The 25,360-nt window shown below is 66.8% G+C and carries 24 protein-coding genes; 15 read left to right on the top strand and 9 right to left on the bottom strand.

The window, feature by feature from the left end; genetic code table 11:
* Positions 1 to 23 precede the first annotated feature (23 nt).
* Entirely contained in the window at positions 24 to 1,529 is a 1,506-nt protein-coding gene (locus LG3211_RS02075) for a S41 family peptidase (RefSeq protein ID WP_338041416.1), read from the top strand.
* 353 nt (positions 1,530 to 1,882) lie between these two features.
* Here the strand turns inward: LG3211_RS02075 and LG3211_RS02080 are convergent, their stop codons facing one another.
* Positions 1,883 to 2,200 (bottom strand): DUF1820 family protein, encoded by a 318-nt coding sequence (locus tag LG3211_RS02080; RefSeq protein WP_057941385.1) that lies wholly within the window; start codon positions 2,198 to 2,200, stop codon positions 1,883 to 1,885.
* Between the two features lie 150 nt (positions 2,201 to 2,350).
* Positions 2,351 to 3,046, bottom strand: coding sequence for a rhomboid family intramembrane serine protease (locus tag LG3211_RS02085; RefSeq protein WP_057941386.1), 696 nt, complete (start codon positions 3,044 to 3,046; stop codon positions 2,351 to 2,353).
* Between the two features lie 266 nt (positions 3,047 to 3,312).
* Here LG3211_RS02085 and LG3211_RS02090 point away from each other — a divergent pair, with 266 nt between their 5' ends.
* From LG3211_RS02090 to LG3211_RS02100, 3 genes are all read left to right on the top strand, one after another.
* Positions 3,313 to 4,692 carry an OmpP1/FadL family transporter gene (locus tag LG3211_RS02090; protein ID WP_057941387.1) on the top strand — a complete coding sequence of 460 codons (1,380 nt, stop codon included), beginning with the start codon at positions 3,313 to 3,315 and terminating at the stop codon, positions 4,690 to 4,692.
* Between the two features lie 168 nt (positions 4,693 to 4,860).
* Positions 4,861 to 5,559 (top strand): MOSC domain-containing protein, encoded by a 699-nt coding sequence (locus LG3211_RS02095; RefSeq protein ID WP_057941388.1) that lies wholly within the window; start codon positions 4,861 to 4,863, stop codon positions 5,557 to 5,559.
* 71 nt (positions 5,560 to 5,630) lie between these two features.
* Entirely contained in the window at positions 5,631 to 5,885 is a 255-nt protein-coding gene (locus tag LG3211_RS02100) for a DUF2164 domain-containing protein (protein ID WP_057941389.1), read from the top strand.
* 134 nt (positions 5,886 to 6,019) lie between these two features.
* Here the strand turns inward: LG3211_RS02100 and LG3211_RS02105 are convergent, their stop codons facing one another.
* Positions 6,020 to 6,472: a DUF3574 domain-containing protein gene (locus LG3211_RS02105; RefSeq protein ID WP_057941390.1), complete on the bottom strand. Its 453-nt coding sequence runs from the start codon at positions 6,470 to 6,472 to the stop codon at positions 6,020 to 6,022.
* A 270-nt stretch (positions 6,473 to 6,742) separates the two neighbouring features.
* Here LG3211_RS02105 and LG3211_RS02110 point away from each other — a divergent pair, with 270 nt between their 5' ends.
* A complete protein-coding gene (locus LG3211_RS02110; protein WP_057941391.1) occupies positions 6,743 to 7,129 on the top strand; it encodes a hypothetical protein in 387 nt (128 codons plus the stop codon).
* Between the two features lie 296 nt (positions 7,130 to 7,425).
* On the opposite strand, the gene LG3211_RS02115 is transcribed toward LG3211_RS02110, so the two are convergent.
* Together LG3211_RS02115 and putA are read right to left on the bottom strand one after the other, a co-directional pair.
* The gene (locus LG3211_RS02115) at positions 7,426 to 8,049 is read right to left on the bottom strand and encodes a LysM peptidoglycan-binding domain-containing protein (RefSeq protein WP_057941392.1); all 624 of its coding nucleotides are present in this window, start codon (positions 8,047 to 8,049) and stop codon (positions 7,426 to 7,428) included.
* A gap of 242 nt (positions 8,050 to 8,291) precedes the next feature.
* Positions 8,292 to 11,456 (bottom strand): bifunctional proline dehydrogenase/L-glutamate gamma-semialdehyde dehydrogenase PutA, encoded by a 3,165-nt coding sequence (gene putA / locus LG3211_RS02120; protein WP_057945207.1) that lies wholly within the window; start codon positions 11,454 to 11,456, stop codon positions 8,292 to 8,294.
* Between the two features lie 623 nt (positions 11,457 to 12,079).
* Here putA and coxB point away from each other — a divergent pair.
* From coxB to LG3211_RS02140, 5 genes are all read left to right on the top strand, one after another.
* Entirely contained in the window at positions 12,080 to 13,057 is a 978-nt protein-coding gene (gene coxB, locus LG3211_RS02125) for a cytochrome c oxidase subunit II (protein WP_057941393.1), read from the top strand.
* 27 nt (positions 13,058 to 13,084) lie between these two features.
* On the top strand, positions 13,085 to 14,713 hold the full coding sequence (ctaD, locus tag LG3211_RS02130; RefSeq protein WP_057941394.1) for a cytochrome c oxidase subunit I: 1,629 nt from the start codon (positions 13,085 to 13,087) through the stop codon (positions 14,711 to 14,713).
* Positions 14,714 to 14,777: 64 nt separating this feature from the next.
* Positions 14,778 to 14,918, top strand: coding sequence for a hypothetical protein (locus tag LG3211_RS26225; protein ID WP_187313122.1), 141 nt, complete (start codon positions 14,778 to 14,780; stop codon positions 14,916 to 14,918).
* Between the two features lie 86 nt (positions 14,919 to 15,004).
* On the top strand, positions 15,005 to 15,565 hold the full coding sequence (locus LG3211_RS02135; RefSeq protein ID WP_057945208.1) for a cytochrome c oxidase assembly protein: 561 nt from the start codon (positions 15,005 to 15,007) through the stop codon (positions 15,563 to 15,565).
* Positions 15,566 to 15,600: 35 nt separating this feature from the next.
* Positions 15,601 to 16,479, top strand: coding sequence for a cytochrome c oxidase subunit 3 (locus LG3211_RS02140; RefSeq protein ID WP_057941395.1), 879 nt, complete (start codon positions 15,601 to 15,603; stop codon positions 16,477 to 16,479).
* Between the two features lie 428 nt (positions 16,480 to 16,907).
* On the opposite strand, the gene LG3211_RS02145 is transcribed toward LG3211_RS02140, so the two are convergent.
* Positions 16,908 to 17,135 (bottom strand): twin transmembrane helix small protein, encoded by a 228-nt coding sequence (locus tag LG3211_RS02145; protein WP_057941396.1) that lies wholly within the window; start codon positions 17,133 to 17,135, stop codon positions 16,908 to 16,910.
* A gap of 87 nt (positions 17,136 to 17,222) precedes the next feature.
* On the opposite strand from LG3211_RS02145, the gene LG3211_RS02150 reads away from it, so the two are divergent.
* From LG3211_RS02150 to LG3211_RS02170, 5 genes are all read left to right on the top strand, one after another.
* A complete protein-coding gene (locus LG3211_RS02150) occupies positions 17,223 to 17,963 on the top strand; it encodes an SURF1 family protein (protein WP_057941397.1) in 741 nt (246 codons plus the stop codon).
* 167 nt (positions 17,964 to 18,130) lie between these two features.
* Positions 18,131 to 18,619 (top strand): hypothetical protein, encoded by a 489-nt coding sequence (locus tag LG3211_RS02155; protein ID WP_386794030.1) that lies wholly within the window; start codon positions 18,131 to 18,133, stop codon positions 18,617 to 18,619.
* Between the two features lie 79 nt (positions 18,620 to 18,698).
* Positions 18,699 to 19,847: a COX15/CtaA family protein gene (locus tag LG3211_RS02160; protein WP_057945210.1), complete on the top strand. Its 1,149-nt coding sequence runs from the start codon at positions 18,699 to 18,701 to the stop codon at positions 19,845 to 19,847.
* Positions 19,847 to 20,779: a heme o synthase gene (locus LG3211_RS02165; protein ID WP_057941398.1), complete on the top strand. Its 933-nt coding sequence runs from the start codon at positions 19,847 to 19,849 to the stop codon at positions 20,777 to 20,779. The genes LG3211_RS02160 and LG3211_RS02165 overlap by 1 nt, the downstream gene beginning before the upstream one ends.
* A 59-nt stretch (positions 20,780 to 20,838) precedes the next feature.
* Positions 20,839 to 22,140 carry a Xaa-Pro dipeptidase gene (locus LG3211_RS02170; RefSeq protein ID WP_057945211.1) on the top strand — a complete coding sequence of 434 codons (1,302 nt, stop codon included), beginning with the start codon at positions 20,839 to 20,841 and terminating at the stop codon, positions 22,138 to 22,140.
* A 201-nt stretch (positions 22,141 to 22,341) separates the two neighbouring features.
* Here LG3211_RS02170 and LG3211_RS02175 read toward each other — a convergent pair whose 3' ends face one another.
* The 3 genes from LG3211_RS02175 to LG3211_RS02185 form a co-directional block, all read right to left on the bottom strand.
* Positions 22,342 to 23,340 carry a bile acid:sodium symporter family protein gene (locus LG3211_RS02175; protein WP_057945212.1) on the bottom strand — a complete coding sequence of 333 codons (999 nt, stop codon included), beginning with the start codon at positions 23,338 to 23,340 and terminating at the stop codon, positions 22,342 to 22,344.
* A 357-nt stretch (positions 23,341 to 23,697) separates the two neighbouring features.
* The gene (locus LG3211_RS02180; RefSeq protein ID WP_057941399.1) at positions 23,698 to 24,072 is read right to left on the bottom strand and encodes a hypothetical protein; all 375 of its coding nucleotides are present in this window, start codon (positions 24,070 to 24,072) and stop codon (positions 23,698 to 23,700) included.
* Between the two features lie 23 nt (positions 24,073 to 24,095).
* Positions 24,096 to 25,031: a DNA/RNA non-specific endonuclease gene (locus tag LG3211_RS02185; protein WP_057941400.1), complete on the bottom strand. Its 936-nt coding sequence runs from the start codon at positions 25,029 to 25,031 to the stop codon at positions 24,096 to 24,098.
* Positions 25,032 to 25,360 lie beyond the last annotated feature (329 nt).

Raw genomic sequence — 25,360 nt, forward strand, 5'->3', positions numbered from 1 at the left:
CTACCTGTTTCGGAGCGCCGTGCATGTCCTTGCGTCACCCTCTGCGTAATTGGCTACCGCTCGTCCTGGCGCTGAGCGCCGTTCCGGCCATGGCCCAGCAGGCGCCCGAGCCCAAGCCGGCCGTCGCGCCCGCAAGTCCGGCGCCGGCCCAGGCGTCGCCGCCCAAGCCCGCCGACAGCGCACCCGCGGCCAAGCCCGGCAACGACGACGAGGACATCGACGATCAGGCCGCGCCGGTGCCGCCGGCCCAGGCGCCTGCCACGGCCAAGGCCAAGAGCAAGCCGGGCAAGGGCGAAGACGACGCCGATTCCAAGGTGCCGATCGACGAAATCCGCCGCTACGTCGCCGTCTACAACGCGGTCAAGCAGGCCTATGTCGAACCGGTCGACGACGCCAAGCTGATGCATTCGGCGATTCGCGGCCTGTTGCTCGATCTCGATCCGCACAGCGTCTATTTCGACAAAGTCGCCGCGGAGGATTTCGACGAACAGTCGCGCGGCAACTACGAAGGCATCGGCGTGGAACTGCAGCGCCAGCCCGACGGCACCTTGCGCGTGATCTCGCCGATCGACGACACGCCCGCCACCCGCGCCGGCATCAAGGCCGGCGATCTGATCACCGCCATCGACGGCAAGCCGTTCAAGGTCGATGACGCCGACAGCTCCGGCCCGCTGCGCGGCCCGGCCGGCAGCAAGGTCGTGTTGACCATCGTCCGCGAAGGCCGCGACAAACCGTTCGATGTCACCGTCGCGCGCGAAACCATCCGCGTGGCCAGCGTCAAGAGCCGCATGCTTGAACCGGGTTACGGTTACATCCGCGTCGCCGCCTTCCAGGCCGACACCGCCGCCGATTTCGAGACCCAGCTGGAGAAGCTGAAAACCCAATCCGGCGGAAAACTGCGCGGCCTGGTCATGGACCTGCGCAGCAATCCCGGCGGCCTGCTGACCGCGGCGGTGCAGATCGCCGACGACATGCTCGAAAGCGGCAAGATCGTCAGCACCCGCGGCCGCATCGCGATCAGCGACGCCGAATTCGGCGCGACCCCGGGCGACCGCCTCGACGGCGCGCCGCTGGTGGTGTTGGTCGATGCCGGTTCGGCCAGCGCCTCGGAAGTGCTGGCCGGCGCCTTGCGCGACAACGGCCGCGCGCGCGTGGTCGGCAGCCGCACCTTCGGCAAGGGCTCGGTGCAGACCGTACTGCCGCTGGACAACGGCGATTCGGTCAAGCTCACCACCGCGCGCTACTACACGCCCAGCGGCAAATCGATCCAGGCCCTGGGCATCGTCCCGGACGTGGTGATCCGCGCGCCGAAGACGCCCGACAACGACGGCCGTCCGAGCTACACCGAAGCGACCCTGCCGGGCCATCTGCACGGCGACGAAGAAGACGCACCGGGCAGCAACGCCGGCGAAGTGCTCGAAGGCGACGCGCCGATCGCCTCGGCGCTGGCGGAACTGAAGAAACCGGCCGGCGCCAAGGTGCCGACCGCGGTAAGCAAGAGCACGACGCCGAGTGCGAACCGGCGCTGAGCGGTCGCGGTTCGGTGATTAGTCGCGCAACGAAAACACCCGGCTACGGCCGGGTGTTTTCGTTTGCGCGAAGTCTTTTGTAGGAAGGAGCTTGAGCCCCGATGCTTTTCGACCAGGTCCAAGCAGATCCGCTTCGCCGCACGAAAAAACATCGAGCCACTGTGAATGCATGAAGTCTTTTGTGGGAGGGGCTTCAGCCCCGATGCTTTTCGTTCCGACAAGGCAAGTCTGTCGAGATCTGATAGAAAAGCATCGGGGCTGAAGCCCCTCCTACAAAAGACTTCGTGGCTTCGCTGTTTGTGATTGTGTCGCTATCCCGAAGTTGCGGATGCGAACTCACGCGCGCTAACCGCTCAGCGCGGCTTGGCCGGGAACGGAAACGGCGTCACCACTTTTTCGCCGGTGGCCGCGTCGCGGATCGCCGACTGGCCTTTGCGTTCGACTTCCTCGATCCGCACGATGCTCTGCATCGGCAGATGCAGCACCCGGGTGGTGCCGAACTCGTCGCGCAGGCGTTCTTCGGTGGGATCGACCACCACGCCCTCGTGCAGGTCGAACACCAGCTCGCTGATCTCGGTGAAACCCCACAACGTGCCCGAGGCGATCTTGCGCGCGTACAGCTCGTAGATCTTGCCGGCGTTGAGGAAGGTGACTTTGTAGAGAGTGGGCATGGGGGGCCGGGAATCGGGAATCGGGAATCGTAAAGGCGGCGACGCCGCTGACTGAAATTACCTTGGGGTTGGCGGCTTCAACTCAAGGGGTGATGCCGTTCCACCACTGCTTTTACGATTCCCGATTCTCCATTCCCGATTCCCGGTCTTTCAGTATCCACGCTTGCGCCGCAGCCGCCGCGCGATGCCGGCGCGCGCGATCAGCGCGAACGCGCCGCCGAAGGCGAATCCGGCCAGATGCGCCGACCACGCCACCGCGCCGAACGCCGGGCCGATGAAGGTGAACACGACCTGCAGCAGCGCCCACACCCCGATCAACAACGGCGCCGGCACCTTCACGAACTGCAGGAACAATCCCAGCGGCACCACCACGCCGAGCTTGGCGCTGGGGAACAGCGCCAGGTACGCACCGATCAGCGCCGACACCGCGCCGCTGGCGCCGATGATCAGCCGGTCCGGGGTGGCGATGGCGATCACCGCGGCCAGATTGGCCACCGCGCCGCCGAACAGGAACAGCGCCAGCAGCCGCCACGGCCCCATCGCGCGCTCGGCCGGCAGGCCGAAGATCAGCAGGAACACCAGGTTGCCGAGCAGATGCGCCCAGTCGGCGTGCAGGAACAAGGCGCTGAACAGGCGCAGCAGGCTGCCGTCGCGGATCGCGTCCCACCATGCCTCCGGGTTGGACAGGCCGCCCGATAGCGCGCCCCATTCGACCATCAGGCGGCGCTGCTCGGGATCGGGCAGGACCACGGCCGAGACGATGAAGCACATCCACAGCAGCGCGAACAGCAGCGGGGTGGCCCAGCGCAGCCGGGTGCGCTCGCGCGAGGGGATCGAGACGAACACCGTTCAGCCCCGCCGACCGGGCACGCGAACGGTGCCCCTGTTAAGGCAAAAATACGGCGTAAGTCTCTGTGAAACCAGGGTTTGCGACATCGATACGGGATGGGTTTGCAGGGTTGGGCGTATTGTTAGCGTTCGGTTAATAGCCGCGCTATAGTGCATACGGCGTCGTACGTCGGGAGGGGTTTCCGGCGGCACGAGGGTCGCTTCGGCGGCTTGCGTGCACACGGCCGAGTCAGACGAAAAATACTCCAACGGAGACTACACGCATGCAACCCTCACACCGCTACACCCGCCTGACCGCGCTCGCGCTCGGTATCGCTGGCGTCATCACTTTCGGTTCGGCCGGTGCAACCGGTTTCCAGATTCGCGAGAACAGCGTCAAGAACCAGGGCCGCGCATTCGCCGGCAGCGCGGTTTCGGAAAACGACGCCTCGGTCGTTTCCAATAATCCGGCCGCGATGGTCAACCTGGATACCGTCACCATCCGTGGCGACGTGACCGCGATCGATCTGACCGCCAAGTTCACCGGCGGCGGCAGCGCCGCGGCCGGCACCCCGCTCGCGCGTTCGCTGACCGGCGGCAACGGCGGCGACCCGGGCGACGTCACCGCAGTCCCGGCGATGTCGATCGTCGTACCGCTGCACGGCGCCTTCGAGAAGCTCACCCTCGGCGCCCAGCTCAGCGCGCCGTTCGGCCTGAAGACCGAATACGACAGCGACTGGGTCGGCCGCTACAACGCGATCGAGTCGGAAGTGAAGACCATCGACCTGACGCTGTCGGCCGCGATCAAGCTGACCGATCGCTTCTCGATCGGCGCCGGCTTCATCTACGAGCGCGCCGAAGCGACCCTGACCAACGCGGTGGACTTCGGCTCGGCGATCTGCCGCGTCTCGGCCGCGGCCTGCATCACGCCGAACCCGGTCGCCGCACCGTTCGGCCCGCAGAAGAACGACGGTCTGGCCAAGGTCAAGGGCGACGACAACGGTATCGGCTGGATCCTGGGCTTCCAGTGGAAGCCGACCGACGCGCTGGCGATCGGTTACTCGCACCGCTCGGAGATCGACCACGACCTGGAAGGCAACATCACCTTCACCAAGCCCGGCTCGGTGGCGGCGTTGTTGGCCGCGCGCGGCATCAACACCTACAACAGCGGCCCCGGCGGCGCGGCGTTGACCACGCCGAGCACCGATACGCTGAGCGTGTCGTACAAGTTCACCGACCAGTTCCGCATGATGTTCGACGCGCAGAAGACCGACTGGCATTCGCTGCAGTCCGTCGATATCAAGCGCGCCGACGGCACGCTGATCACCAGCGAGCAGTTCCAGTGGGAAGACACGATGATGTACGCACTCGGCGCCGAGTACGACTTCAACGATGCCTTCACCCTGCGCGGCGGCGTGGCCAAGGACGAGTCGCCGACCAACGACACGCACCGCACCCCGCGTCTGCCCGACAACGACCGCACCCTGTACTCGCTCGGCCTGACCTGGAACGCGAACGAACACCTGAGCGTCGATGCGGCCTACACCCGCATCCAGATCGACAGCCCGGACGTCAACGTGGTGTCCTCGAGCGGCTCGACCCTGGTCGGCAAGTTCAAGGGCCACGCCGATCTGTTCGGCATCTCGGCTCAGTACAAGTTCTGATCCAACGCCGTATCGCTGAACGAAAAACCCCGCTTCGGCGGGGTTTTTCTTTTGCGGCGATGAGACGATGGCGGTATCCGAGCGGCGGCGGCCTGATGACGCCGCCCGAACGCGGCGCACCGGCGACAGGCCGCGCCGGCCACGGCCTCATCCGGGAGTGCTCTCGCCATGATCCGAACCCACACCGTCATCGACTCGCTGCTGCGCGGCCGCGCGCGGCCGTACACGCGCCCGGGCAGCGTCAGCGCGATCGCCAAGACGCCGTTCGCAGAGCGCGTGCATATCGGCGAGGCGGGCGTGGACGGCGACGAGCAGGGCGACCGCCGCGTGCACGGCGGGCCCGACAAGGCCGTGCATCACTATCCGCGCGAGCATTACTCCGCCTGGCGCGACGACATCGGCGATCACGCGCTGCTGCGCGCGCCCGGCGCGTTCGGGGAAAACTTCAGCGGCGAAGGGCTCACCGAGGCGCAGGTCTGCCTGGGCGATCGCTATCGCATCGGTGGCGTCCTGCTCGAAGTCAGCCAGGGCCGGCAACCGTGCTGGAAACTCAACGACCGCTTCGGCATCGCCGACATGGCGCGGCGCGTGCAGGCCAGCGGCCGCACCGGCTGGTATTACCGGGTGATCGAAAGCGGCGAAGCGGCGGCCGGCGATACGCTGGAACTGGTCGAACGCGCATGGCCGCAATGGACGCTGCAACGCATCGCGACGATGCTGTACACGCGTACCTTGGATTTCGAGGAATTGCGCGCGGCGCAGGCGCTGCCGCTGGTGCCGTCGTGGCGCAAGCTGGTGCAGATGCGGCTGGAACGCGGCGCGGTCGAGGATTGGGGCTCGCGCATCGACGGGCCGGCGGCGGGTTGAGGCCGGCGGCCGTGGCCGTGATGCGTGCGCGGCGGTTATCGTATGGGTTCACGCAACGAGCAGACACGGGTATGGCCGAAATCAAGTTCACCGATGCGGAAAAGGCATCGATCGTCGCCAAGCTGCAGGGCTATTTCAACGATGAGCTGAATCAGCAGATCGGCCGGTTCGACGCGGAATTCCTGATCGATTTCATTTCGGAGGAAATCGGCGGCTACTACTACAACCGCGGTCTTTACGATGCGCAAACGCTGGTGGCGGCCAAGCTCGAAGCGGTCGGCGATGAGTTGCTGCAGTTGGAGCGGCGAACCGATTTCAGTCGGTGAAGTCGGGGCTGGGGGGCTGATCGGAAAGCGTCGGGGCTGAAACCCCTCCCACAAAAGCAGGCCCTTCCCATGTCGCGAGGGACGTCGTGATGCGGCGATGGGGCTGTCCGGACCGATCGCCGCGTTATGGCCGATCAGCCCGCCGTCTTTGTACTCGCCGACTGCTGCGCGAAGCAGGCGCGCGCCGGCGTGCTCACGATCAACACCGCTTCCTGTTTGAAGCGACGCTTGTATTCGTCGGCGATCTCGACCACGCGCTTGCGTTCTTCGGCGTTGTCCTCGTGGATCAGGTCGATCGCGCGCGAATCTTCCTGTTCGACCTGTCCGCTGTCGCCGCGCCACTGGCCCTTGGCCTGATACACGGTGAGGCCGGCGGGGAAACGCGGAGTCACGAATTCGGAGAGAAAGGCCTGCCACTGCGCTTCGCTGACCGGGCCGTCGGGGCTGTTCATGCCGAACAGCACGCGGTCGGCGCGGCGTTCGGCGCAGGCCGAGGGATCGTCGGGCTTGACCGGCAGCGGAGCCAAGGAAGCGCAGGCGGTCAGCACGGACAGCAGCGCCGCGGACAACAAGCATTTGCAGGACATGATCCGTATCTCCCGGGTGGACGGCTCGCGCCGATAACGCGAGCGGGCGGCTTATTTTCGCAGCAAGCGCGGCGCGGTTTCGGGCGTGCAGTCAAGCTTATCTGCGATACCCGTCGCAGGCTCGCGCGGCGCGCAGGCGTTAGGCTCGGGCACGGCCGCGACGCTGGCGAGTTACGTGGCGCGCCGACCGCACGATTGTGCAGTCCGCTCATGCCGCGCCCTGTTATTGTGGCTTTGTCGCTCGCTGTGTTCCTCGACTTGGGAGCCGCCATGAATTCCTCTTTCGCCCAGTCCCGCCTGCAGGCCTTGCAACCCGGCGATGCCGATTACGCAATCCTGCTGGACCTGGCCACGCCGCATGCGCGCAAGGCCACCGGTCTGGCCTTGAACTTGAAGATCGACGAACTCGATCGCCAGGGCGATTGGGCGTTCATGCGCTCGCAGATGCGCGGTGCCGACGGGCGCCGGCCGGATTGGAGCGCGAGCGCGTATGCCGAGCAAGCCGCGGCGGGCGGGATGTCGGATACCTATGCGGCTTTGTTCAAGCGCAACGGCGATCAGTGGAGTCTGGTGGTCGAGGCGGTCGCGCCGGGCGATGTGGTCTGGGAGTCGTGGCCGCAGCAGTTTGGTGCGCCGGCTAGTTTGTTTGGGTATTGATCGGAGCGAATGGTCTGCCCTGAGGCTCGTGGCTTTCGTTCGCGTCGATGTTTCGTCTGGCGGGTCGAGGTTGTCTGACTGCGGTCATCGGCGCGATTGCCGACGAGCCATCCAGCCGTCATTCCCGCGAAGGCGGGAATCCAGTGCCTTTCGTGCGAGAACGCCTGAAGTCGCTGTTCGGCTCCGCCGAAGTAAAGCGGAGCTTGCCTTCGCGGGAATGACGGTAGGAGAGATGCGGTGTGATCGGAAGGCCGCGCGTGTTCCTGTTGCTTAACGGCAAGCAGCCTCGCAGCGACTCAAGGCTTCGACAGGATGTACCAATCCCCCGAAGCCCCGCCCCAGCTGATTTCCTGCGTGCCGTCGGCATTGCGATTGTTCGAACCGATGAACTGCGGCCGCCCGTTGCCATCCAGGCCGGCGAACAGCACGGTGTGCGACTGCCGCGAGTTCTGCATGATGACCACGTCGCCGGGCTTGGCCTGGCTCACGTCCACGCGCTTCCAGCCTTCGGCGCTGAGTTTGTCGCGCAGCACCGCCACCGAATCGGTATGCCAGTTGATCGCGCCGGCCTTTTGCAGGCAGGCGGTGACGAAGTTGGCGCAGCACACGTTGCTGGGCACGTTCGGATTCATCGGCAGTTCGCCGCTGCGCTTGAGGTCGCTGGCGTCGCGGCCGATGTACTGTTTGGCGATCGCCGCGGCGTTGCCGCTGCCGGTGCCGCTGGGGCGGCCGGTCTTTTCCGGGCCTTGAACGCCGGTGTTGCCGGGCCCCGCGCGGCCGTCGATGTTGAGCGTGCGGCCGGCGTAGATCAGGTCCGGATCCTTGATCTGCGCATTGAGCGACATCAGCCGATCGACGCTGGTGTGATAACGCATCGCGATTTCCGACAGCGTGTCGCCGCGGACGATGTTGTGGATCATTGGAGACTCTCCCGTCGGATTCGAGGAAACCGGTAATCGGAGAGCAGCCCCCTGACTGCACTTGCAGCGCAGTGTTCCGCGCCGCGCCGCGTCGGGAAAGCCGGGACGGACCCTAGCTAGGGTGATCCCTGATAGGGCGCGCAAACGAAAACGGCGCCGCCCGAAGGCCGCGCCGTTTCGATGTGTCGCACAAGCGGCACTGCAACTGCGCGACGGGAGCGATGCCCCGCCGCGCGCGCCGATCAATCGCCCAGGGTCAGCAGCGAAGCGTTGCCGCCGGCCGCGGTGGTGTTGACGGTGATGGTCTTCTCGGTGGTGAAGCGCGGCAGGTAGTGCGGGCCGCCGGCCTTGGGGCCGGTGCCGGACAGGTTCTGGCCGCCGAAGGGCTGCACGCCGACGATCGCGCCGATCTGGTTGCGGTTGACGTAGCAGTTGCCGACCTTCACCCGCGTGCTGATGCGGTCGATGGTCTCGTCGATGCGCGAGTGGATGCCCAGGGTCAGGCCGTAGCCGGTGGCGTTGATCGAATCGATCACCGCATCGAGCTGATCGGCCTTCCAGCGGATCACGTGCAGCACCGGGCCGAACACTTCCTTGTGCAGTTGATCCAGCGACTTGAGCGCATACGCGCGCGGCGCGAAGAAGCTGCCGTGGGCGCTGTCGGCATCGACCGGCACTTCGGCGATCTTGCTCGCCTCCTTGTCCATGCGCACGGCGTGATCGACCAGCATCTTCAGCGCGTCTTCGTCGATCACCGGGCCGACGTCGGTGGACAACAGACCCGGATCGCCGACCTTCAGCTCGGCCATGGCGCCGGCGAGCATGGTGGTGACCTTGTCGGCGATGTCTTCCTGCACGAACAGCACGCGCGCGGCCGAGCAGCGCTGGCCGGCCGAGGTGAAGGCCGAGCCGATCGCGTCCTTGACCAGTTGCTCCGGCAGCGAGGACGAGTCGGCGATCAACGCGTTCTGGCCGCCGGTCTCGGCGATCAGCACGCCGATCGCGGCGTCGCGCGCGGCCAGCGAACGGTTGATCGCGCGCGCGGTGTCGGTGGAACCGGTGAAGGCCACGCCGGCCACGCGCGGGTCGCGGGTCAACGCCGCGCCGACGGTGGCGCCGTCGCCGGGCAGGAACTGCAGCACCGCTTCGGGTACGCCGGCCTCGTGCAGCAGCTTGACCGCGTAGTAGCCGATCAGATTGGTCTGCTCGGCCGGCTTGGCGATGACGCTGTTGCCGGCGGCGAGCGCGGCGGAGATCTGCCCGGCGAAGATCGCCAGCGGGAAATTCCACGGGCTGATGCAGACGAACACGCCGCGACCGGACAGGTGCAGGGTGTTGGATTCGCCGGTCGGGCCGGGCAGGGCTTCGGGCGCGAACAGCTTGCGCGCCTGGGCCGCGTAGTAGCGCAGGAAATCGACCGCTTCGCGCACTTCGGCGACGCCGTCGGGAATGGTCTTGCCGGCTTCCTTCGTGCACAGCGCGATGTACTGCGGCATGCGCTCTTCAAGCAAGGTCGCGGCGTGTTCGAGGATGGTGGCACGGCTGGCGGCCGGCATCGTGTCCCACGATTCCTGCGCGGCGACCGCGTTCTTCAGCGCCAGCTCGACCGTGGCGCTGTCGGCGGCCTTCCACTGGCCGACGATTTCGCGGCGGTCGGCGGGATTGGTCACGGCGATGTCGGGGCCGGTCGGGCTCGCGCCCGGCACCAGCGGCGTGGCGCGCCAGTCGGCGGTCGCGGCGGCGTTGACTTGCTCGGCGAGGGTCTGCAGTTGTTGATCGTTGGCGAGATTGACGCCCATGGAATTGGTCCTGTCGAAGCCGAAGCTGCGGTAGAGATCGGCCGGAAGCGGAATGCGCGGATGCGGGATGCTGTCGAAGGCGGACACGGTCTCGACTGGATCCTGGATCAGGTCGTCGATCGCGATGGCTTCGTCGGTGATGCGGTTGACGAAGCTGGAGTTGGCGCCGTTTTCCAGCAGGCGGCGCACCAGGTACGGCAGCAGGTCTTCGTGCGAACCCACCGGCGCGTACACGCGGCAGGGCGCGTTCAAACGGTCGGCCGGAATCACTTCGGCGTAGAGGTCGTCGCCCATGCCGTGCAGCTTCTGGAATTCGAAGTGCTGCTCGCGGCCCATGGCCTTGGCGCGGCGGTGGATGGTGGCGATGGTCTGCGCGTTGTGCGTGGCGAACATCGGGTAGATGGCGTCGCTGGCTTCGAGCATGCGCCGCGCGTTCGCGAGGTAGGACACGTCGGTGTTCGGCTTGCGCGTGAACACCGGATAGCCGGCCTGGCCATCGACCTGGGCGCGCTTGACCTCGCTGTCCCAGTACGCGCCCTTGACCAGGCGTACCGGGATGCGGCGGCCGGTCTTGCGGGCGAGCTCGGCGATGAAGTCGATCGCTTCCGGCGCGCGCTTTTGATACGCCTGGATCGCCAGGCCGTAGCCTTCCCAGCCGTCCAGCGACTTGTCGCTGTACGCCGCGGCGATCACGTCCAGCGACATCTCCAGGCGGTCGGCTTCTTCCGCGTCGATGGTGAAACCGATGCCGTAGCCCTTGGCCAGCTGCGCCAGTTCCAGCACGCGAGGGATGAGTTCGGCGAACACGCGTTCGCGCTTGGCGTGCTCATAGCGCGGGTGCAGCGCCGACAGCTTGACCGAGATCGACGGCGTGGCGAACACGTCGGCGTTCTTGTAGTTGCCGCTTTTGCCGATCGCGTGGATCGCGTCGCGATAGGCCTGCAGATAGCGCAGCGCGTCCTTGGTGGTCAGCGCGCCTTCGCCAAGCATGTCGAAGGAATAACGGTAATTCGCGTTGTCGCCCTTCTTCGAACGCGACAGGGCCTCGCCGATGGTGCGGCCCATGACGAACTGGTGGCCCATGATCCGCATCGCCTGGCGCACGGCCAGACGGATCACCGGCTCGCCGACGCGGCCGACCAGGCGCTTGAAGGCGTTGTGGACGTCGCGCTTGGTGTCGTCGGCCAGATCGACCAGCTTGCCGGTCAGCATCAGGCCCCAGGTCGAGGCGTTGACCAGCACCGAGTCCGACTGGCCCAGATGCCGCTTCCAGTCGGCTTCGCCGAGCTTGTCGCGGATCAGCTTGTCGGCGGTGTCCTGGTCCGGAATGCGCAGCAGGGCCTCGGCCACGCACATCAGCAGCACGCCTTCGTCGCTGCCCAGGTCGTACTGGCGCATGAAGGCTTCGATCGCGCCCTGATCCTGGGCGCGGGCGCGCACGCGCTTGACCAGATCGGCCGCGGTGGCCTGGGCGGCGTCGCGATCGGCGTCGGGCAGGCGCGCGAGTTCGAGCAGATAGCGCACGTGCTCGGCTTCGTCGCGCACCCAGCCGCGGGTGAGCGCGGCGCGCGCGCCCTCGGGCGCGGGCGGCAGTTCGGGGCTGATCATCGCGTGCGGCGGCGGGGTGCCAGGACGCGGCGGCGGGCCGTCGCTGGCGACGGCGGAGGAGGCGTTGGTGGACATCGGACCCGGGACAGGGGTGGGAAGTCCGCCATTTTAGAGCTTTATCTCGGGCGCCATCTGCTCTTTTTCGGCCGGCTGCGGGGCGGCCGCGCCGTGCGCGGCAGTAGGGTGGCGGCAGACGGGCCGGCGCGCGGGCGGCCCGGAACCGGCCGCCGATACGCGAACCGGCCGGCTCGGCAAGGTCGCATCGGCGCGCCAAGGCTGCGCCGATCGCCACCGGAACTTGCACCGGTCACGTTTGCGACGCGTGCTCCGCCATGCTGTACAAGGGATGTCGATCGGGCGAAAACCGCGTTGTTTCTGCCACCGAGCGCTTTCGCTCCGGCAAGCTCGAGGCAAGTGGCGGGTTGCCGCAGGACGGGGCGGCCGCTACCATTTCTCGGTTATCCGTAGCGCCGATGCCGGCGTGATGGGCCCGGTCAGGGCTCGCCAGCCACCTCTAGCTCCCTGCATGCCCCTCGCCCCTGGTCGGCGCGGCCAGTGCCGGGAGCGGAGGCAGCCCGCGGAGCGCGTTAGATCACCACACTGATTTTTCGGGGCTCGAACTGATGAAAGCCGGTCGTTTCAAGCAGTGGGCAGCAGGCATCGCCTCGATGGCGCTGCCAGTCATTGCGTTCGCTCAGGCTGCGGACCCTAAGCCGTGGCAGCTGAATATGGGCAAAGGTGTCACCGCCCAATCGATGAACGCCTACTCGGCTCACCAGCTCGCGCTGTGGATCTGCGTGGTGATCGGCATCCTGGTCTTCGGCGCGATGGCCGTGGCCATGTTCAAGTTCCGCAAGTCCAAGGGCGCGGTGCCCGACAAGGACTTCACCCACAGCACCAAGCTGGAGATCGTCTGGACGGTCGTGCCGGTGGCGCTGCTGGTGCTGATGGCGTTCCCGGCCACCAGCAAGCTGATCAAGATGTACGACACCCGCGACTCGGCCATGACCGTCAAGGTCACCGGCTACCAGTGGATGTGGAAGTACGACTATCTGGGCGAGGGCGTGACCTTCACCAGCCGCCTGGACCGCAAGAGCGACCAGCTGCGCCAGAGCGGCAAGCACGTCACCAAGGCCGACCATGAGCATTACCTGCTCGACGTGGACAACGTCCTGGTCCTGCCGACCGACACCAAGATCCGCTTCGTGATCACCGCCGACGACGTGATCCACGCCTGGTGGGTGCCGGCCCTGGGCTGGAAGCAGGATGCGATCCCGGGCATCGTCAACGAGGCCTGGACCGACATCAAGGAACCGGGCATCTACCGCGGCCAGTGCGCCGAGCTGTGCGGCAAGGACCACGGCTTCATGCCGATCGTCGTGCGCGCGGTGCCCAAGGCCGAATACCAGCAGTGGCTGGCCGAGCAGAAGGCCAAGAACGCGCCGCCGGCGCCCGCTGCTGCACCTGCCGCGCCGGCGACCCCGGCTGCTGCGCCTGCCGCCGCTCCGACCGAGGCCGCCGCGGCGACTCCGGCCGCTGCGAGCACCCCGAATTCCGACGCCCCGGTCGCCGCCCCGAAGGGCGCCGCGACCGCGGGTTGATCGTCAAGCATTAATCAGAGGTAGGCCATGGCAGCCACGCATCCCGTCGCCGATCATCATCACGATCACCACGATGATCACGCCCACAAACAGGGCTTCATCGAGCGTTGGTTCTTCTCGACCAATCACAAAGACATCGGCACGCTGTACCTGATCTTCAGCTTCGTGATGTTCATCATCGGCGCCTTCATGTCGGTGATGATCCGCTGGGAGCTGATGGAGCCGGGCCTGCAGCATCTGAAGCCCGAGCTGTTCAACCAGATGACCACCATGCACGCGCTGGTGATGATCTTCGGCGGCGTGATGCCGGCCTTCGTCGGCCTGGCCAACTGGATGATCCCGCTGCAGATCGGCGCGCCGGACATGGCGCTGCCGCGCATGAACAACTGGTCGTTCTGGATCCTGCCGTTCGCCTTCACCCTGCTGCTGATGACGCTGTTCCTGGACGGCGGCGCGCCGGCCGGCGGCTGGACGCTGTATCCGCCGCTGTCGCTGCAGGGCGGCAACAACGTCGCCTTCGCGATCTTCGCCATCCACATGATGGGCATCAGCTCGATCATGGGCGCGATCAACGTCATCGCCACCATCCTCAACATGCGCGCCCCGGGCGTGGACCTGTTGAAGATGCCGATCTTCTGCTGGACCTGGCTGATCACCGCCTTCCTGCTGATCGCGGTGATGCCGGTGCTCGCCGGCGCGGTGACGATGCTGCTGACCGACAAGTTCTTCGCCACCTCGTTCTTCAACGCGGCCGGCGGCGGCGACCCGGTGATGTTCCAGCACATCTTCTGGTTCTTCGGTCACCCCGAGGTCTACATCATGATTCTGCCGGCCTTCGGCGTGGTGTCGGAGATCATCCCGACCTTCAGCCGCAAGCCGCTGTTCGGTTATCAGGCGATGGTCTACGCGACCGCCTCGATCGCCTTCCTGTCGTTCATCGTGTGGGCGCACCACATGTTCACCGTCGGCATGCCGCTCGGTGGCGAGATCTACTTCATGTTCGCGACGATGCTGATCGCGGTGCCGACCGGCGTGAAGGTGTTCAACTGGGTCACCACCATGTGGCGCGGCTCGATCTCGTTCGAGGCGCCGATGCTGTGGGCGATCTCGTTCGTGATCCTGTTCACCATCGGCGGTTTCTCCGGCCTGATGCTCGCCATCGTGCCGGCCGACTTCCAGTACCACGACACCTACTTCGTGGTCGCGCACTTCCACTACGTGCTGGTGACCGGCGCGCTGTTCGGCATCATCGCCGCGGTGTACTACTGGTGGCCGAAGTGGTCGGGCCGCATGTACAACGAGACGGCGGCCAAGATCCATTTCTGGTGGACGATGGTGTTCGTCAACCTGCTGTTCTTCCCGCAGCACTTCCTGGGCCTGGCCGGCATGCCGCGCCGCATCCCGGACTACAACGTGGTGTTCGCGGACTGGAACCTGGTCAGCTCGATCGGCGCGTTCGGCATGTTCCTGACGCCGTTCATGATGGCCTTCATCCTGCTGCGTTCGCTCAAGCACGGCGCCAAGGCCGAAGCGCGCGCGTGGGAATCGGCCAGGGGCCTGGAGTGGACCGTGCCGAGCCCGGCGCCGCACCACACCTTCGGCACGCCGCCGGTCATCCGCGACGGCGATCTGGCCCACGGCGACATCACTCACTGATCCAGGCGCGGCGGCGCGCGCGGCGGTCGGTGACGATCGCGGCGCGGCCCCGGAGACGGAGACCATGAACCAGCCCAGCGACCAGCACGATATCGTCCAACGCCGTTCGGCCGCGCGCCGCACCGCGCTGTGGTTCGGGCTGGCCGCGGTGGCGGTGTACGTGCTGTTCATCGTCGCCGGCGTGATCGGCGGGATGGGCAAGTGAGCACGTCCGGCCCGCAGCACGACGACGCTTCGCGCGAGCTCGCGCAGCGCGACCTCGACCAGGCGCGCAAGCAGGCCGGCCCGAAGATGACCAAGATCATGGTCTTCGTCGCACTGGGCGCTTTCGGTTTCACGTTCGCGCTGGTGCCGATGTACCGCATCGCCTGCGAGAAGGTGTTCGGCATCCGCCTGGAACGTGGCGTGGCCGAGGCCGATCGCGGCGGGCACGCGGTATCCGATCGCATGGTCACGGTGCAGTTCGACGGCAGCGTCAATTCCAAGCTGCCCTGGGACTTCAAGCCCAACCAGCTCAGCATGAAGGTGCGGCCAGGCGAGCAGTACGAGACCACCTACCACGCCCGCAACGCTACCGACCGCGCCATCGTCGGCAGCGCCTCGCCCTCGGTGGCGCCGGCGCGAGCGTCGGGCTATTTCAACAAGACCGAGTGCTTCTGCTTCACCGCCCAGACTCTGCAGGCCGGTGAAGTGCGCGAGATGCCGGTGCGTTTCATCGTCGATCCGAATCTTCCGGCCGACGTGGAAACCATCACCTTGTCCTACACTTTCTTCAAGAACGACGTGCTCACCGCACGGCTGCAGCAAGGCGCGGTCTCCAAGACGCCGTCCTCGCCGCTGGCCGCGCCGTGAGCTGGCTCAGCACCACTTAATTACGGAACGCCGCCATGGCCCACGCTCACACGCCAGACGCCAACATCTATTACGTCCCGCATAGCAGCCGCTGGCCGTTCCTCGGTTCGATCGGTCTGTTCACGACCATGATCGGCGTCGCCAGCTGGCTCAACGAAGTCAGCTGGGGCAAGCCCACCTTCTTCGTCGGCATCGCGTTCCTGGTCGCGGTGCTGTTCGGCTGGTTCGGCGATGTGATCCGCGAATCGGTGCGCGGCCACTACAACAAGCAGGTGGACGTGTCCTTCCGCATGGGCATGGTCTGGTTCATCTTCTCGGAAGTGATGTTCTTCGCGGCGTTCTTCGGCGCGCTGTTCTACGCCCGCCAGTTCGCGCTGCCGTGGCTCGGCGGCGACGGCGACGGCGTGATGACCAACGCCCTGCTGTGGCCGGACTTCAGCGCGGCCTGGCCGAGCAGCGGCCCGGCCGGCGTCGGCGGCAGCTACGAGACCATCCCGGCCTGGGGCCTGCCGCTGCTCAACACCCTGATCCTGCTGACCTCCGGCTCGACGGTCACCGCCGCGCACCACGCGCTCAAGGGCGGCCACCGCAAGTCGCTGCTGTTCTGGCTGGGCATCACCGTGCTGCTGGGCTGCACCTTCCTGTTCTTCCAGGCGGAGGAATACATCCACGCCTACACCGAGCTGAACCTGACCCTGGGTTCGGGCATCTACGGTTCGACCTTCTTCATGCTCACCGGCTTCCATGGTCTGCACGTGACCCTGGGTACGCTGATGCTGGCGATCATCTGGTTCCGTTGCCTGAAGGGCCATTTCGACAAGGACAACCATTTCGCGTTCGAAGCGGTGGCCTGGTACTGGCACTTCGTGGACGTGGTCTGGCTGGGCCTGTTCCTGTTCGTGTACGTGCTGTAAGCGCGGCGACTGGATCGGCAAAGCAGAACGAGGGCCGGCGCTGCCGGCCTTTCGTTTTTCAGGCGGGTGGTTGGGTGGTGGCGGCGCAGACGCTTGGTCTGGGCCGAGGTTGCACACAGGGCTTTAGGTTTGCGCGTAGCCACAACGCTCGGGTTTGCGCGGTAGCCACAAGGTCATTCGCGTAATTACAAGGACGTCATTCCCGCGAAGGCGGGAATCCAGTGCCTTTCGTGCGAGAACGTTTGAAGTCACTGGATTCCCGCCTTCGCGGGAATGACGATTTGGAAGATGCGTCGTGATCGCAGGTCGCTGACTTCGGGGCGCGTAAGCTGTTACTCGGACGCAATACCGGCGTCGGCTACCGCCACTCGTAGTCCGCAGTCCGCGCCACATCCACGCATCAGCCAGCCGACCCCGGCCAGCCGGCGTCAATGCGGATTGGACCCCACGCCATGCGGCGTGATCCAGCCCATGTAGATCGCCAGGATCACGAGCAGAATCAACGCGACCGACAGGACGATACGGCGGGTCAGGGCATTGACGGTGCGTTTGCTCTGGCCCTTGTCCACCAGCATGTAATACAGCCCGGCACCCAGGTTCCACAGAATGACGATCAGGAAGGCGACAACCAGCAAGATCTTCAGCGATTCGTTCATCGCGGCCTCCTCGGGTGCGCGCAGCGGGCGCGCGGATGCGATGCGCGGATTATCGCAGTTCGCCCGCGCTTGCGGCGGCCACGCGCCGTGAGCCGCCGCGGCGGACGCTGGTTCGGCTGGGCGCTGGCGCTGGCGGTGATCGCGCTGTTCGTCCACCTGGGCCTGTGGCAGGCGCGGCGCGCGGTCGAGAAGCAGGGCATGCTCGATGCCGCCGCGGCGGTGATGAGCCAACGCATCGCCCGCCCGCTGTCGATCGCCGCCGATGCCCAGCGCGCGCACGCCTACGATTGGGCCGCGGGCCTGGGCCGGTTCGATTCGCGCGGCGCGCTTTTGCTGGACAACCAGCAGCGCGGCGGCCGCGCCGGCGTGCGCGTTTATCGCATCTTCCTGCCCAACCAGGGCGCGCCGCTGCTGGTCGATCTGGGCTGGCTGCCGCTGGCCGGCGACCGCAAGCTGCCGGCGATCGCTCGGCCCGAAGGCGAACTCGCGCTCAGCGGCCTGCTGACCGCGCCGCCGTCCACCGGCATCGCCCTGGGCGCCGGCATCGGCCGCGAAGGCGAGGGCTGGCTGCTGACCCGGGTCGATACCGCCGCGATCGCGCGCGAAACCGGCCTGAGCGCGCCGCTGGCGCCGCGGGTGCTGCGGCTGGACCCGGCGCTCAAGCTCGGCTATGACCGCGATCTGGAATTGCTGTCCAATACCCTGCCGCCGCAGCAACATCGCGGATATTCGCTGCAGTGGTTCGCGCTCGCCGCCGCGGTGCTGGTCACCGCCCTGATCCTCACCTTCCGCCGCAAGCGGCCCCGCAACGAGTCAGACCGCCCATGACCGATCCCGATACTTCCAACTCCGGTTCCGGCGCTTCGGGCCCCGGCGGAGTTCCTCGCGAGCCCGGCGCCGCTTCTGCGGGTTCTGCGCTGGACTCCGAGTCTATTCGGCAGCGCAACCGTAATCGGTGGGTGTTGGTACTGATCGCAGCGTTCTTCTTCGTGCCGATGCTGATCGCCGGAATCATGCGCTTCACCGATCACCATCCGGCGGTGACCCGCCAGCACGGCGAACTGCTCGATCCCAAGCCCGACCTGCGCGCGCTGCAACTGCGCGGCGCCGACGGCGCGCCGTATGCCTGGAACCCGCAGGCGCGGGTCTGGCGCATCCTGGTCGCGCCGCAGCCCGGCTGCGCCCGTCTGTGCGTCCGATTGTCGCGGCAGCTGGACACGGTCTGGCAGCTGTTCGGCAAGGACGCGGACCATGTCGAGGTGCTGTGGCTGGGCGAACCGCCGGCCGGAGCGGCGCGTCCGGCCTCGCTGCGCGTGCTGGAGCGCTCGCCCGAACTGCTCGCCCGCCTGCCGCGGGTGGACGACCCGGCCGGGCTGCCGGTGTATGTGATCGACCCGAACGGCTTCGTGATTCTGCGCTACCCTCCCGGCTTCGATCCGGGCGGCCTGCGCGCGGACCTCGCCAAGCTGCTGAAACTGATGTGATCGGCGGGCCGGCGCGGCGGCGCCGTCGCCGGATCGCACGCATCGAGCAGGAAAGAGTTTTCGAATGAGCGTAACCAGCATGACCGGCCTGAACGCCTCGGGCCTGTACAAGAACTTCCACCGCATCGCGTGGCTGGCCGTCGCGCTGGCGCTGTGCGTGATCGTGTTCGGCGCCTTCGTGCGCCTGTCCAACGCCGGCCTGAGCTGTCCGGACTGGCCGACCTGCTACGGCCGCGCGGCGTGGCCGACCACCGCGCACGAGATCACCGACCACGCCGCCACCGCGATCCGTCCGGTGGAAGTGCACAAGGCCTGGCGCGAGCAATTCCATCGCATGATCGCCGGCCTGCTCGGCGTGCTGGTGCTGACCCTGGCGCTGGTGTCGGCGCGCCGGCGCGGCAAGGGCATGGCGCAGATCGCCGCGGCCGCGCTGGTGGTGGCGATCGCGATCCCGCTGTACATGAAGGGCCAGCACGTCGCCGCGTCGGCGTTAGCGATCCTCGGCGAAGGCATCCTGCTGGCCGCCGCCGCGCGCTGGAGCAATACCGATCTGTCGCGGGTGTCCGCGCTGACGCTCGCGGTGATCATCTTCCAGGCCCTGCTGGGCATGTGGACGGTGACCTGGCTGCTCAAGCCGATCGTGGTGATGGGCCATCTGCTCGGCGGCCTGCTGACGTTCTCGCTGCTGGTGTGGACCGCATGGCGCGCGACCGACCAGCCGATCCGGCTCGCCGACGCGGCCAGCGTGCGTCGCCTGATCATGTTCGGCATCGCCGTGCTCGGCGTGCAGATCGCGCTCGGCGGCTGGACCAGCGCCAACTACGCCGCGCTGGCCTGCGGCAACGATTTCCCGACCTGCGTCGGCCAGTGGTGGCCGCGTCACGACTTTGGCGAAGCCTTCGTGCTCTGGCGCGGCATCGGCGTGGACTACGAAGGCGGCATTCTCGACGGCGAGGCGCGCATCGCGATCCAGCTCGCGCACCGCGTCATGGCCGGCGTGGTCTTCGTCTATCTGCTGGGCCTGACGGTCAAGCTGCTGCGCACGCCGGGCATGCGCGGCTGGGCCACGCTGCTGGGCGCGCTGACCTTGCTGCAAGTGGGCCTGGGCATCGCCAACGTCAAGCTGAGCCTGCCGCTGGCGGTCGCCGTCGCCCACAACGGCGGCGCCGCGCTGCTGCTGTTCGCGCTGGTGTCCCTGCTCGCGCGCCTGCGCACACCGGAGCCGTGATGAACGCACCCAGCCGTCCCACCGCCAGACAGTACTGGGCGCTGACCAAGCCGCGCGTGGTCGCGCTGATCGTGTTCACCGCGATCGTCGGCATGTTCATGGCCGTGCCGGGCTGGCCGCCGGCGCGCGAGGCGATCCTGGGGTTCCTCGGCATCTGGCTGGCCGCGTCTTCGGCGGCCGCGATCAACCAGCTGCTGGATTCGCGCATCGACGCGAAGATGGCGCGCACCTCGTGGCGGCCGATCGTCGCCGGCCAAGTCACGCCGACGCAGGCGCTGGTGTTCGCGCTGATCCTGGCCGCGGCCTCGATGCTGATCCTGGTGCTGTGGGTCAACATCGTCACCGCGGTGCTGACCTTCGCTTCGCTGATCGGCTACGCGGTGATCTACACCGTCTTCCTCAAGCGCGCCACGCCGCAGAACATCGTCATCGGCGGCGTCGCCGGCGCCGCGCCGCCGCTGCTGGGCTGGGCCGCGGTCACCGGCATGCAGGGCGAGTGGGACTGGGCGCATGCGCTGCTGCTGGTGCTGATCATCTTCGTGTGGACGCCGCCGCATTTCTGGGCGCTGGCGATCTTCCGCCGCGCCGACTACGCGCGCGCGATGGTGCCGATGCTGCCGGTCACCCACGGCGTGCAGTACACGCGCTGGCAGATCCTGTTCTACACCGTGCTGCTGGTCGCGGTGACCGTGCTGCCGTGGGCGGTGGGCATGAGCGGCCTGTTCTACCTGGGCGGCGCGCTGGTGCTGGGCGTGGTGTTCCTCTATTACGCCTGGAAGCTGATGGATCCGCCGGACGAACTGTATGCGATGCGGGTTTTCAACTACTCGATCGTCTACTTGATGGCGTTGTTCGCTTTTCTGATGATCGACCACTGGCTGCTGCCTTCGCTGCAGCCGGCGGCGGCGTTCGAACTGCAGCCGATGCGTTGATCGCCCGCGCCGCAACGGCGCCGGGCACCGTCGTCCAAAAATCCGGGGAGTGGCTGTCGATGGGGAAACCGATCCTTCATTTCGTCGCGGCGCTCCTGCCGCTGGCGAACGTGTCCGCGGCGCAGGCGCAAGACGCGCAGGCCTCGTCGCCGCGCGAGTTGGTGGTCACCGCCGCCAAGCTGTTCGATTCGCGCAGCGGCAAACTCATCGATAGCCCGCAGGTGCTGATCCGCGACGGCCGCATCGTCGAAGTAGGCCGAGCCGGCGACGCCGCGCCGGCCGCGGCCAGGCGCCTGGATCTGCCCGGCATGACCTTGCTGCCGGGCTTGATCGACATGCACACGCATATCGACGCCGATCCCCATTACGGCGGCTACACCTATCTGCAGTTCGGCGACCGCTTCTGGTCGATGCTCGCGGTGAAGCACGCGCGGCAGACGCTGGACGCCGGCTTCACCACCATCCGCAACGTCGGCTCCGACGCCTGGAACGACATCGGCCTGCGCCAGGCCATCGACGAAGGCGAGCTGACCGGCCCGCGCATCGTCGGCGCCGGCTACGCCTTCGGCGCCACCGGCGGCCATTGCGACTCGACCTTCTTCCCGCCGTCGATGGCGCAGAAGGGCCCGTACAACGCCGACACGCCCGAGCAGGGCCGCCAGCGCGTGCGCGAGCTGCGCAAGTACGGCGCGACGGTGATCAAGATCTGCGCGACCGGCGGCGTGTTCTCGCGCAATACCGAACCGGGCCAGCAGCAGCTGAGCTTTGAGGAAATGAAAGCGATCGCCGAAGAAGCGCATCAGTGGGGGCTGCGCGTGGCCGCGCACGCGCACGGCGCCAGCGGCATCCGCGACGCGATCCGCGCCGGCATCGACACCATCGAGCACGCCAGCCTGATCGACGATGAAGGCATTCGCCTGGCCAGGCAGCACGGCACCTGGTTGTCGATGGATATCTACAACACCGACTACACCCAGGCCGAGGGAAAGAAGAACGGCGTGCTCGAAGACAATCTGCGCAAGGACCGCGAGGTCGCCGATATTCAGCGCGAGAATTTCCGTCGCGCGCATGCCGCCGGGGTGAAGATGGTTTACGGCACCGACTCGGGCGTGTATCCGCATGGCCTCAACGGCCGGCAGTTCGCGGTGATGACGCGTTACGGAATGAGCGCGGCGCAGGCGATCCAGAGCGCGACTTCGAATGCGGCCGAGGCGTTGGGGCGCAGCGATGTGGGCATCGTCGAGAAAGGGCGATGGGGCGATTTGATCGCGGTGGCGGGCGATCCGACCGCGGATGTGAAGCTGCTTGAATCGGTGCCGGTGGTGATCAAGGGCGGCGAGGTGGTGAAGGACGCGCGGTGATGCCGGGCGTTTGCTTCTGATCTTCGCACGTAAATTTGCCCCCTTTGAAAAAGGGGGCGAGCGCCCGGCGCCAGTTTCGTTTCGAAGTGAAGGCCTGTGGCGCGGGGGATTTGCTTTTTGCGCGAAGCGCAGAGCAAAAGCAAATCCCCCCTGCCCCCCTTTTTCAAACGGGAGAATCCTTCGGGTGGGATTGGCGGGCGGTTAGTCCGCGGCTTCTTCCAGCGCAGGCGCCGTGGCCGCGCGACGCGCATAGCGCCTGGCAATACTCGCGCAAACGATCAACTGAATCTGATGGAAAATCATCACCGGCAACACGATCGCCCCCAGCGCGCTGCTCGCGAACAGAATCTTCGCCATCGGCACGCCCGTGGCCAGGCTCTTCTTCGAGCCGCAGAACACGATCGCGATTTCGTCCTCGCGCGAAAACCCGAGCCGGCGCGCGGCGAACGTCGTCGCCGCCATCACCACGGCCAATAGCAGTGCGCAAACGCCGATCACCACATACAACGCCTGCACCGGCGTGCTCTGCCACAGGCCGCTGCTGACCGAGGCGGCGAACGCGGTGTACACGACCAGCAGCACCGTGCCCTGGTCGGTGTAACGCAGCACCGCGCGCCGGCGTTCGACCCAGCCGCCGACCCAACGCCGCAGCAGATGGCCGGCGACGAACGGCACCAGCAGCTGCAGCATGATCTTGCCGATCGCCTCGCCCGGATTGGCCATCGCCCCGTGCGAGCCGGCCAGCGCGCTCATCAGCAGCGGGGTCAGGAACACGCCGAGCAAACTCGACGCCGACGCGCTGCACACCGCCGCCGGGACGTTGCCGCCGGCCATCGAGGTGAACGCGATCGAGGACTGCACGGTCGATGGCAGCGTGCACAGGAACAGCAGGCCCAGGTACAGCTCCGGCGTCAGCCACTGGCCCGACAACGGCTTCAGCGCCAGGCCCAGCAACGGAAACAGGATGAAGGTGCTGGCGAAAATCACCAGGTGCAAACGCCAGTGCAGGGCGCCGGCCACGATGGCCTCGCGCGACAGCCGCGCGCCGTGCATGAAAAACAGCGCGGCGATGGCGATGTTGGTGAAGTCGTCCAGCCCGCGCGCCGCCGCGCCCTGCAGCGGAAACCACCAGGCCAGGGCGACCGCGCCCAGCAGGGCCAGGGTGAAAGCGTCCACGCGCAGACGTTTGAGCCACGACATCGATCGGCGCCTCGCAAACAGGGAAGGGCGCAGGGCCGCGGCGGCGGTGAGTGAGCGCGCGGCGATGCGGGCCTGAGCCTCATTCTGGCCGGCGCGCGCGGCCCGGTCCATGGCGGAACCTGGCGGCGAGTTCGGCGCGGGCGTGAGGATGCCGGGCGCGGGAGCGTATCGGATCGCGTCGCAGGCTTGAGGGACGGCTGCAGGGGCCGCGGTCAACCGAAGTCAGGTACGCAGGCGTCGTGTCCGGGGCCTGCGCACATCAGGCGGCAAAACCGCAGAAGGTCGTCAGCCTCTGCGCATCAGGCGGAAAAGCCACCGAAGTTCTTCGCTTCGGTGGCTTAAGTGGTATTGCACCTTTTAAATTGGCCGTACGCGCTCGGCGATGTCGGCCGCGCTGTCGGGCGTGACATACCACTTGCCCGGTTCCTCGTATTCGAAATCGATCGCCACTTCCGCCGCCTCGCGGTTGATGCGCACGATGCACACCCGCCACGGCGACTTGTCCTTGGTCTGGGTGACGCGGCGCAGCTCTTCCAGGCGGTTCTCGATCTCCACGCTCGCCGGCGTCAACGGTTCGCCCGGCTGGCCTTTGTCGTAGCGGAAGCCGTTGAGGCGGCTGATGCCTTCGCCGTACCAGGCGATCAGCGAATAGCCGTCCCAGGGGCGTTCGCCGGCCTTGGGATCGACCACGATCAAACGCGCGATTTCGCCGAGCAATTCGTCTCTGTTCATGTCCTGCCTTAAGGGCGTGTCGGTTAGGAGCCGGCCGCGATCAACTCGTCCATCTGCGGGCCATCGACCCGATCGTAATGCTGGCCAGCGCGGTTTTCGAACGTCACCCGCTGATCGTAAACCCTGCTGCCGTCGGCCGGGTCGATCACGTCATAGGAAATGCGAACCCGGTCCGGTCGATCGACCTCGCGCGGCGTCAGATCGATGTCGATGCGCACGTCCATGCCTTTATCGACCCAGGCCGCCCACTCGTTTTCGAGGGTTTTGTACGCGCCCATGTTGAAGTTACCGTTCTGCGGGAACAGGTTCTTCAGGCCCTGGTCGGTGACGAAGCGATGGCCGAATACATGCCCGCCCTGGTCGCCTTCCACGCCGCGATCGGCGGCGGTGCGTTGCGCCTGGGTTTCCGCGTCGCTGCGCTCGATCTTGCTGAACACGGTGCGCAAGGTGCCCTCGGCATGCACCGGCCGGCCCTGCTCGTCCACGGTCCAGGTCGCGTCGTTGATCTCGCCGCTGTCGGGGTTGGTCACCGTCGCGGAGATCTCGTGGGTGTCGGTGGATTCGTCCAGACCCAGCCAATTCTTGACGGTATCGACCACGCCGTCGATGAGACCGCCCTCGCGCGGCAACGCCGCATAGGCCTCGCGCACGTCCGCGTTGCTGCGTCGGTCCACGGCGTCGGCGATGGTGTCCTGGCCGAACGCGGCTTCCAGCTTGCGCAGCTGCGGCGCGTCGAGTTTGCCGGCCAGATCGTTGGCCAGCGTCTGGCGCTCGGCCAGCGGCAGCGCATCGACCTGCTCGCGCAGCGTGTCGAGCTGCGGCAGTGTCAGGCCATCGACCTGCGCGCGTGCCTGCGGCGGCGCGGACTGCTGCAGCGTCTGCGGCGTCGGCACCGGCTGAACGGGCTCCAGCGGCGGCGGCAGGGGCGGGGCGAGGCCGGCGGAGATCGGGTCGGTCATGGGTGTGCCTGATCGATGCGAAGCAAGCACTCAAAGTATCCAGAATCGGCACGCCGCCCCAGTGGGGAAAACCCCAGTAATTCGTGACGGTTCAATGACTTCGCCGGCACCGGATAGGGTTGGCCCCATCTGGCCGCGGCGCTGGGATTCACCGCGTTCGACTCGGACCGCCAGAGCGCGCGTCGGGCGATCGTGGGTTACCTCAGTGATCGGGCTGGCCGACGGTATCGGCGAGATCGGTTGATCGCGGAGGTTTCGCGCGGTTGTTGCTGTGGCGCGCAAATCCCCCGCGCTGTTGGTTCGTTTCGGCTTCCAAGTGCATCGGGCGC

Origin of the sequence: Lysobacter gummosus (genome assembly GCF_001442805.1) — a bacterium.
Taxonomy (GTDB): domain Bacteria; phylum Pseudomonadota; class Gammaproteobacteria; order Xanthomonadales; family Xanthomonadaceae; genus Lysobacter; species Lysobacter gummosus.

Bases quoted from the DNA above. Each gene is read 5' to 3' on its own strand.
- LG3211_RS02075 (WP_338041416.1), top strand. From the start codon at position 24: ATGTCCTTGCGTCACCCTCTGCGTAATTGGCTACCGCTCGTCCTGGCG.
- LG3211_RS02080 (WP_057941385.1), bottom strand. From the start codon at position 2,200: ATGCCCACTCTCTACAAAGTCACCTTCCTCAACGCCGGCAAGATCTAC.
- LG3211_RS02090 (WP_057941387.1), top strand. From the start codon at position 3,313: ATGCAACCCTCACACCGCTACACCCGCCTGACCGCGCTCGCGCTCGGT.
- LG3211_RS02095 (WP_057941388.1), top strand. From the start codon at position 4,861: ATGATCCGAACCCACACCGTCATCGACTCGCTGCTGCGCGGCCGCGCG.
- LG3211_RS02100 (WP_057941389.1), top strand. From the start codon at position 5,631: ATGGCCGAAATCAAGTTCACCGATGCGGAAAAGGCATCGATCGTCGCC.
- LG3211_RS02105 (WP_057941390.1), bottom strand. From the start codon at position 6,472: ATGTCCTGCAAATGCTTGTTGTCCGCGGCGCTGCTGTCCGTGCTGACC.
- LG3211_RS02110 (WP_057941391.1), top strand. From the start codon at position 6,743: ATGAATTCCTCTTTCGCCCAGTCCCGCCTGCAGGCCTTGCAACCCGGC.
- LG3211_RS02115 (WP_057941392.1), bottom strand. From the start codon at position 8,049: ATGATCCACAACATCGTCCGCGGCGACACGCTGTCGGAAATCGCGATG.
- putA (WP_057945207.1), bottom strand. From the start codon at position 11,456: ATGATCAGCCCCGAACTGCCGCCCGCGCCCGAGGGCGCGCGCGCCGCG.
- coxB (WP_057941393.1), top strand. From the start codon at position 12,080: ATGAAAGCCGGTCGTTTCAAGCAGTGGGCAGCAGGCATCGCCTCGATG.
- ctaD (WP_057941394.1), top strand. From the start codon at position 13,085: ATGGCAGCCACGCATCCCGTCGCCGATCATCATCACGATCACCACGAT.
- LG3211_RS26225 (WP_187313122.1), top strand. From the start codon at position 14,778: ATGAACCAGCCCAGCGACCAGCACGATATCGTCCAACGCCGTTCGGCC.
- LG3211_RS02135 (WP_057945208.1), top strand. From the start codon at position 15,005: ATGACCAAGATCATGGTCTTCGTCGCACTGGGCGCTTTCGGTTTCACG.
- LG3211_RS02140 (WP_057941395.1), top strand. From the start codon at position 15,601: ATGGCCCACGCTCACACGCCAGACGCCAACATCTATTACGTCCCGCAT.
- LG3211_RS02145 (WP_057941396.1), bottom strand. From the start codon at position 17,135: ATGAACGAATCGCTGAAGATCTTGCTGGTTGTCGCCTTCCTGATCGTC.
- LG3211_RS02155 (WP_386794030.1), top strand. From the start codon at position 18,131: ATGCTGATCGCCGGAATCATGCGCTTCACCGATCACCATCCGGCGGTG.
- LG3211_RS02160 (WP_057945210.1), top strand. From the start codon at position 18,699: ATGACCGGCCTGAACGCCTCGGGCCTGTACAAGAACTTCCACCGCATC.
- LG3211_RS02165 (WP_057941398.1), top strand. From the start codon at position 19,847: ATGAACGCACCCAGCCGTCCCACCGCCAGACAGTACTGGGCGCTGACC.
- LG3211_RS02170 (WP_057945211.1), top strand. From the start codon at position 20,839: ATGGGGAAACCGATCCTTCATTTCGTCGCGGCGCTCCTGCCGCTGGCG.
- LG3211_RS02175 (WP_057945212.1), bottom strand. From the start codon at position 23,340: ATGTCGTGGCTCAAACGTCTGCGCGTGGACGCTTTCACCCTGGCCCTG.
- LG3211_RS02180 (WP_057941399.1), bottom strand. From the start codon at position 24,072: ATGAACAGAGACGAATTGCTCGGCGAAATCGCGCGTTTGATCGTGGTC.
- LG3211_RS02185 (WP_057941400.1), bottom strand. From the start codon at position 25,031: ATGACCGACCCGATCTCCGCCGGCCTCGCCCCGCCCCTGCCGCCGCCG.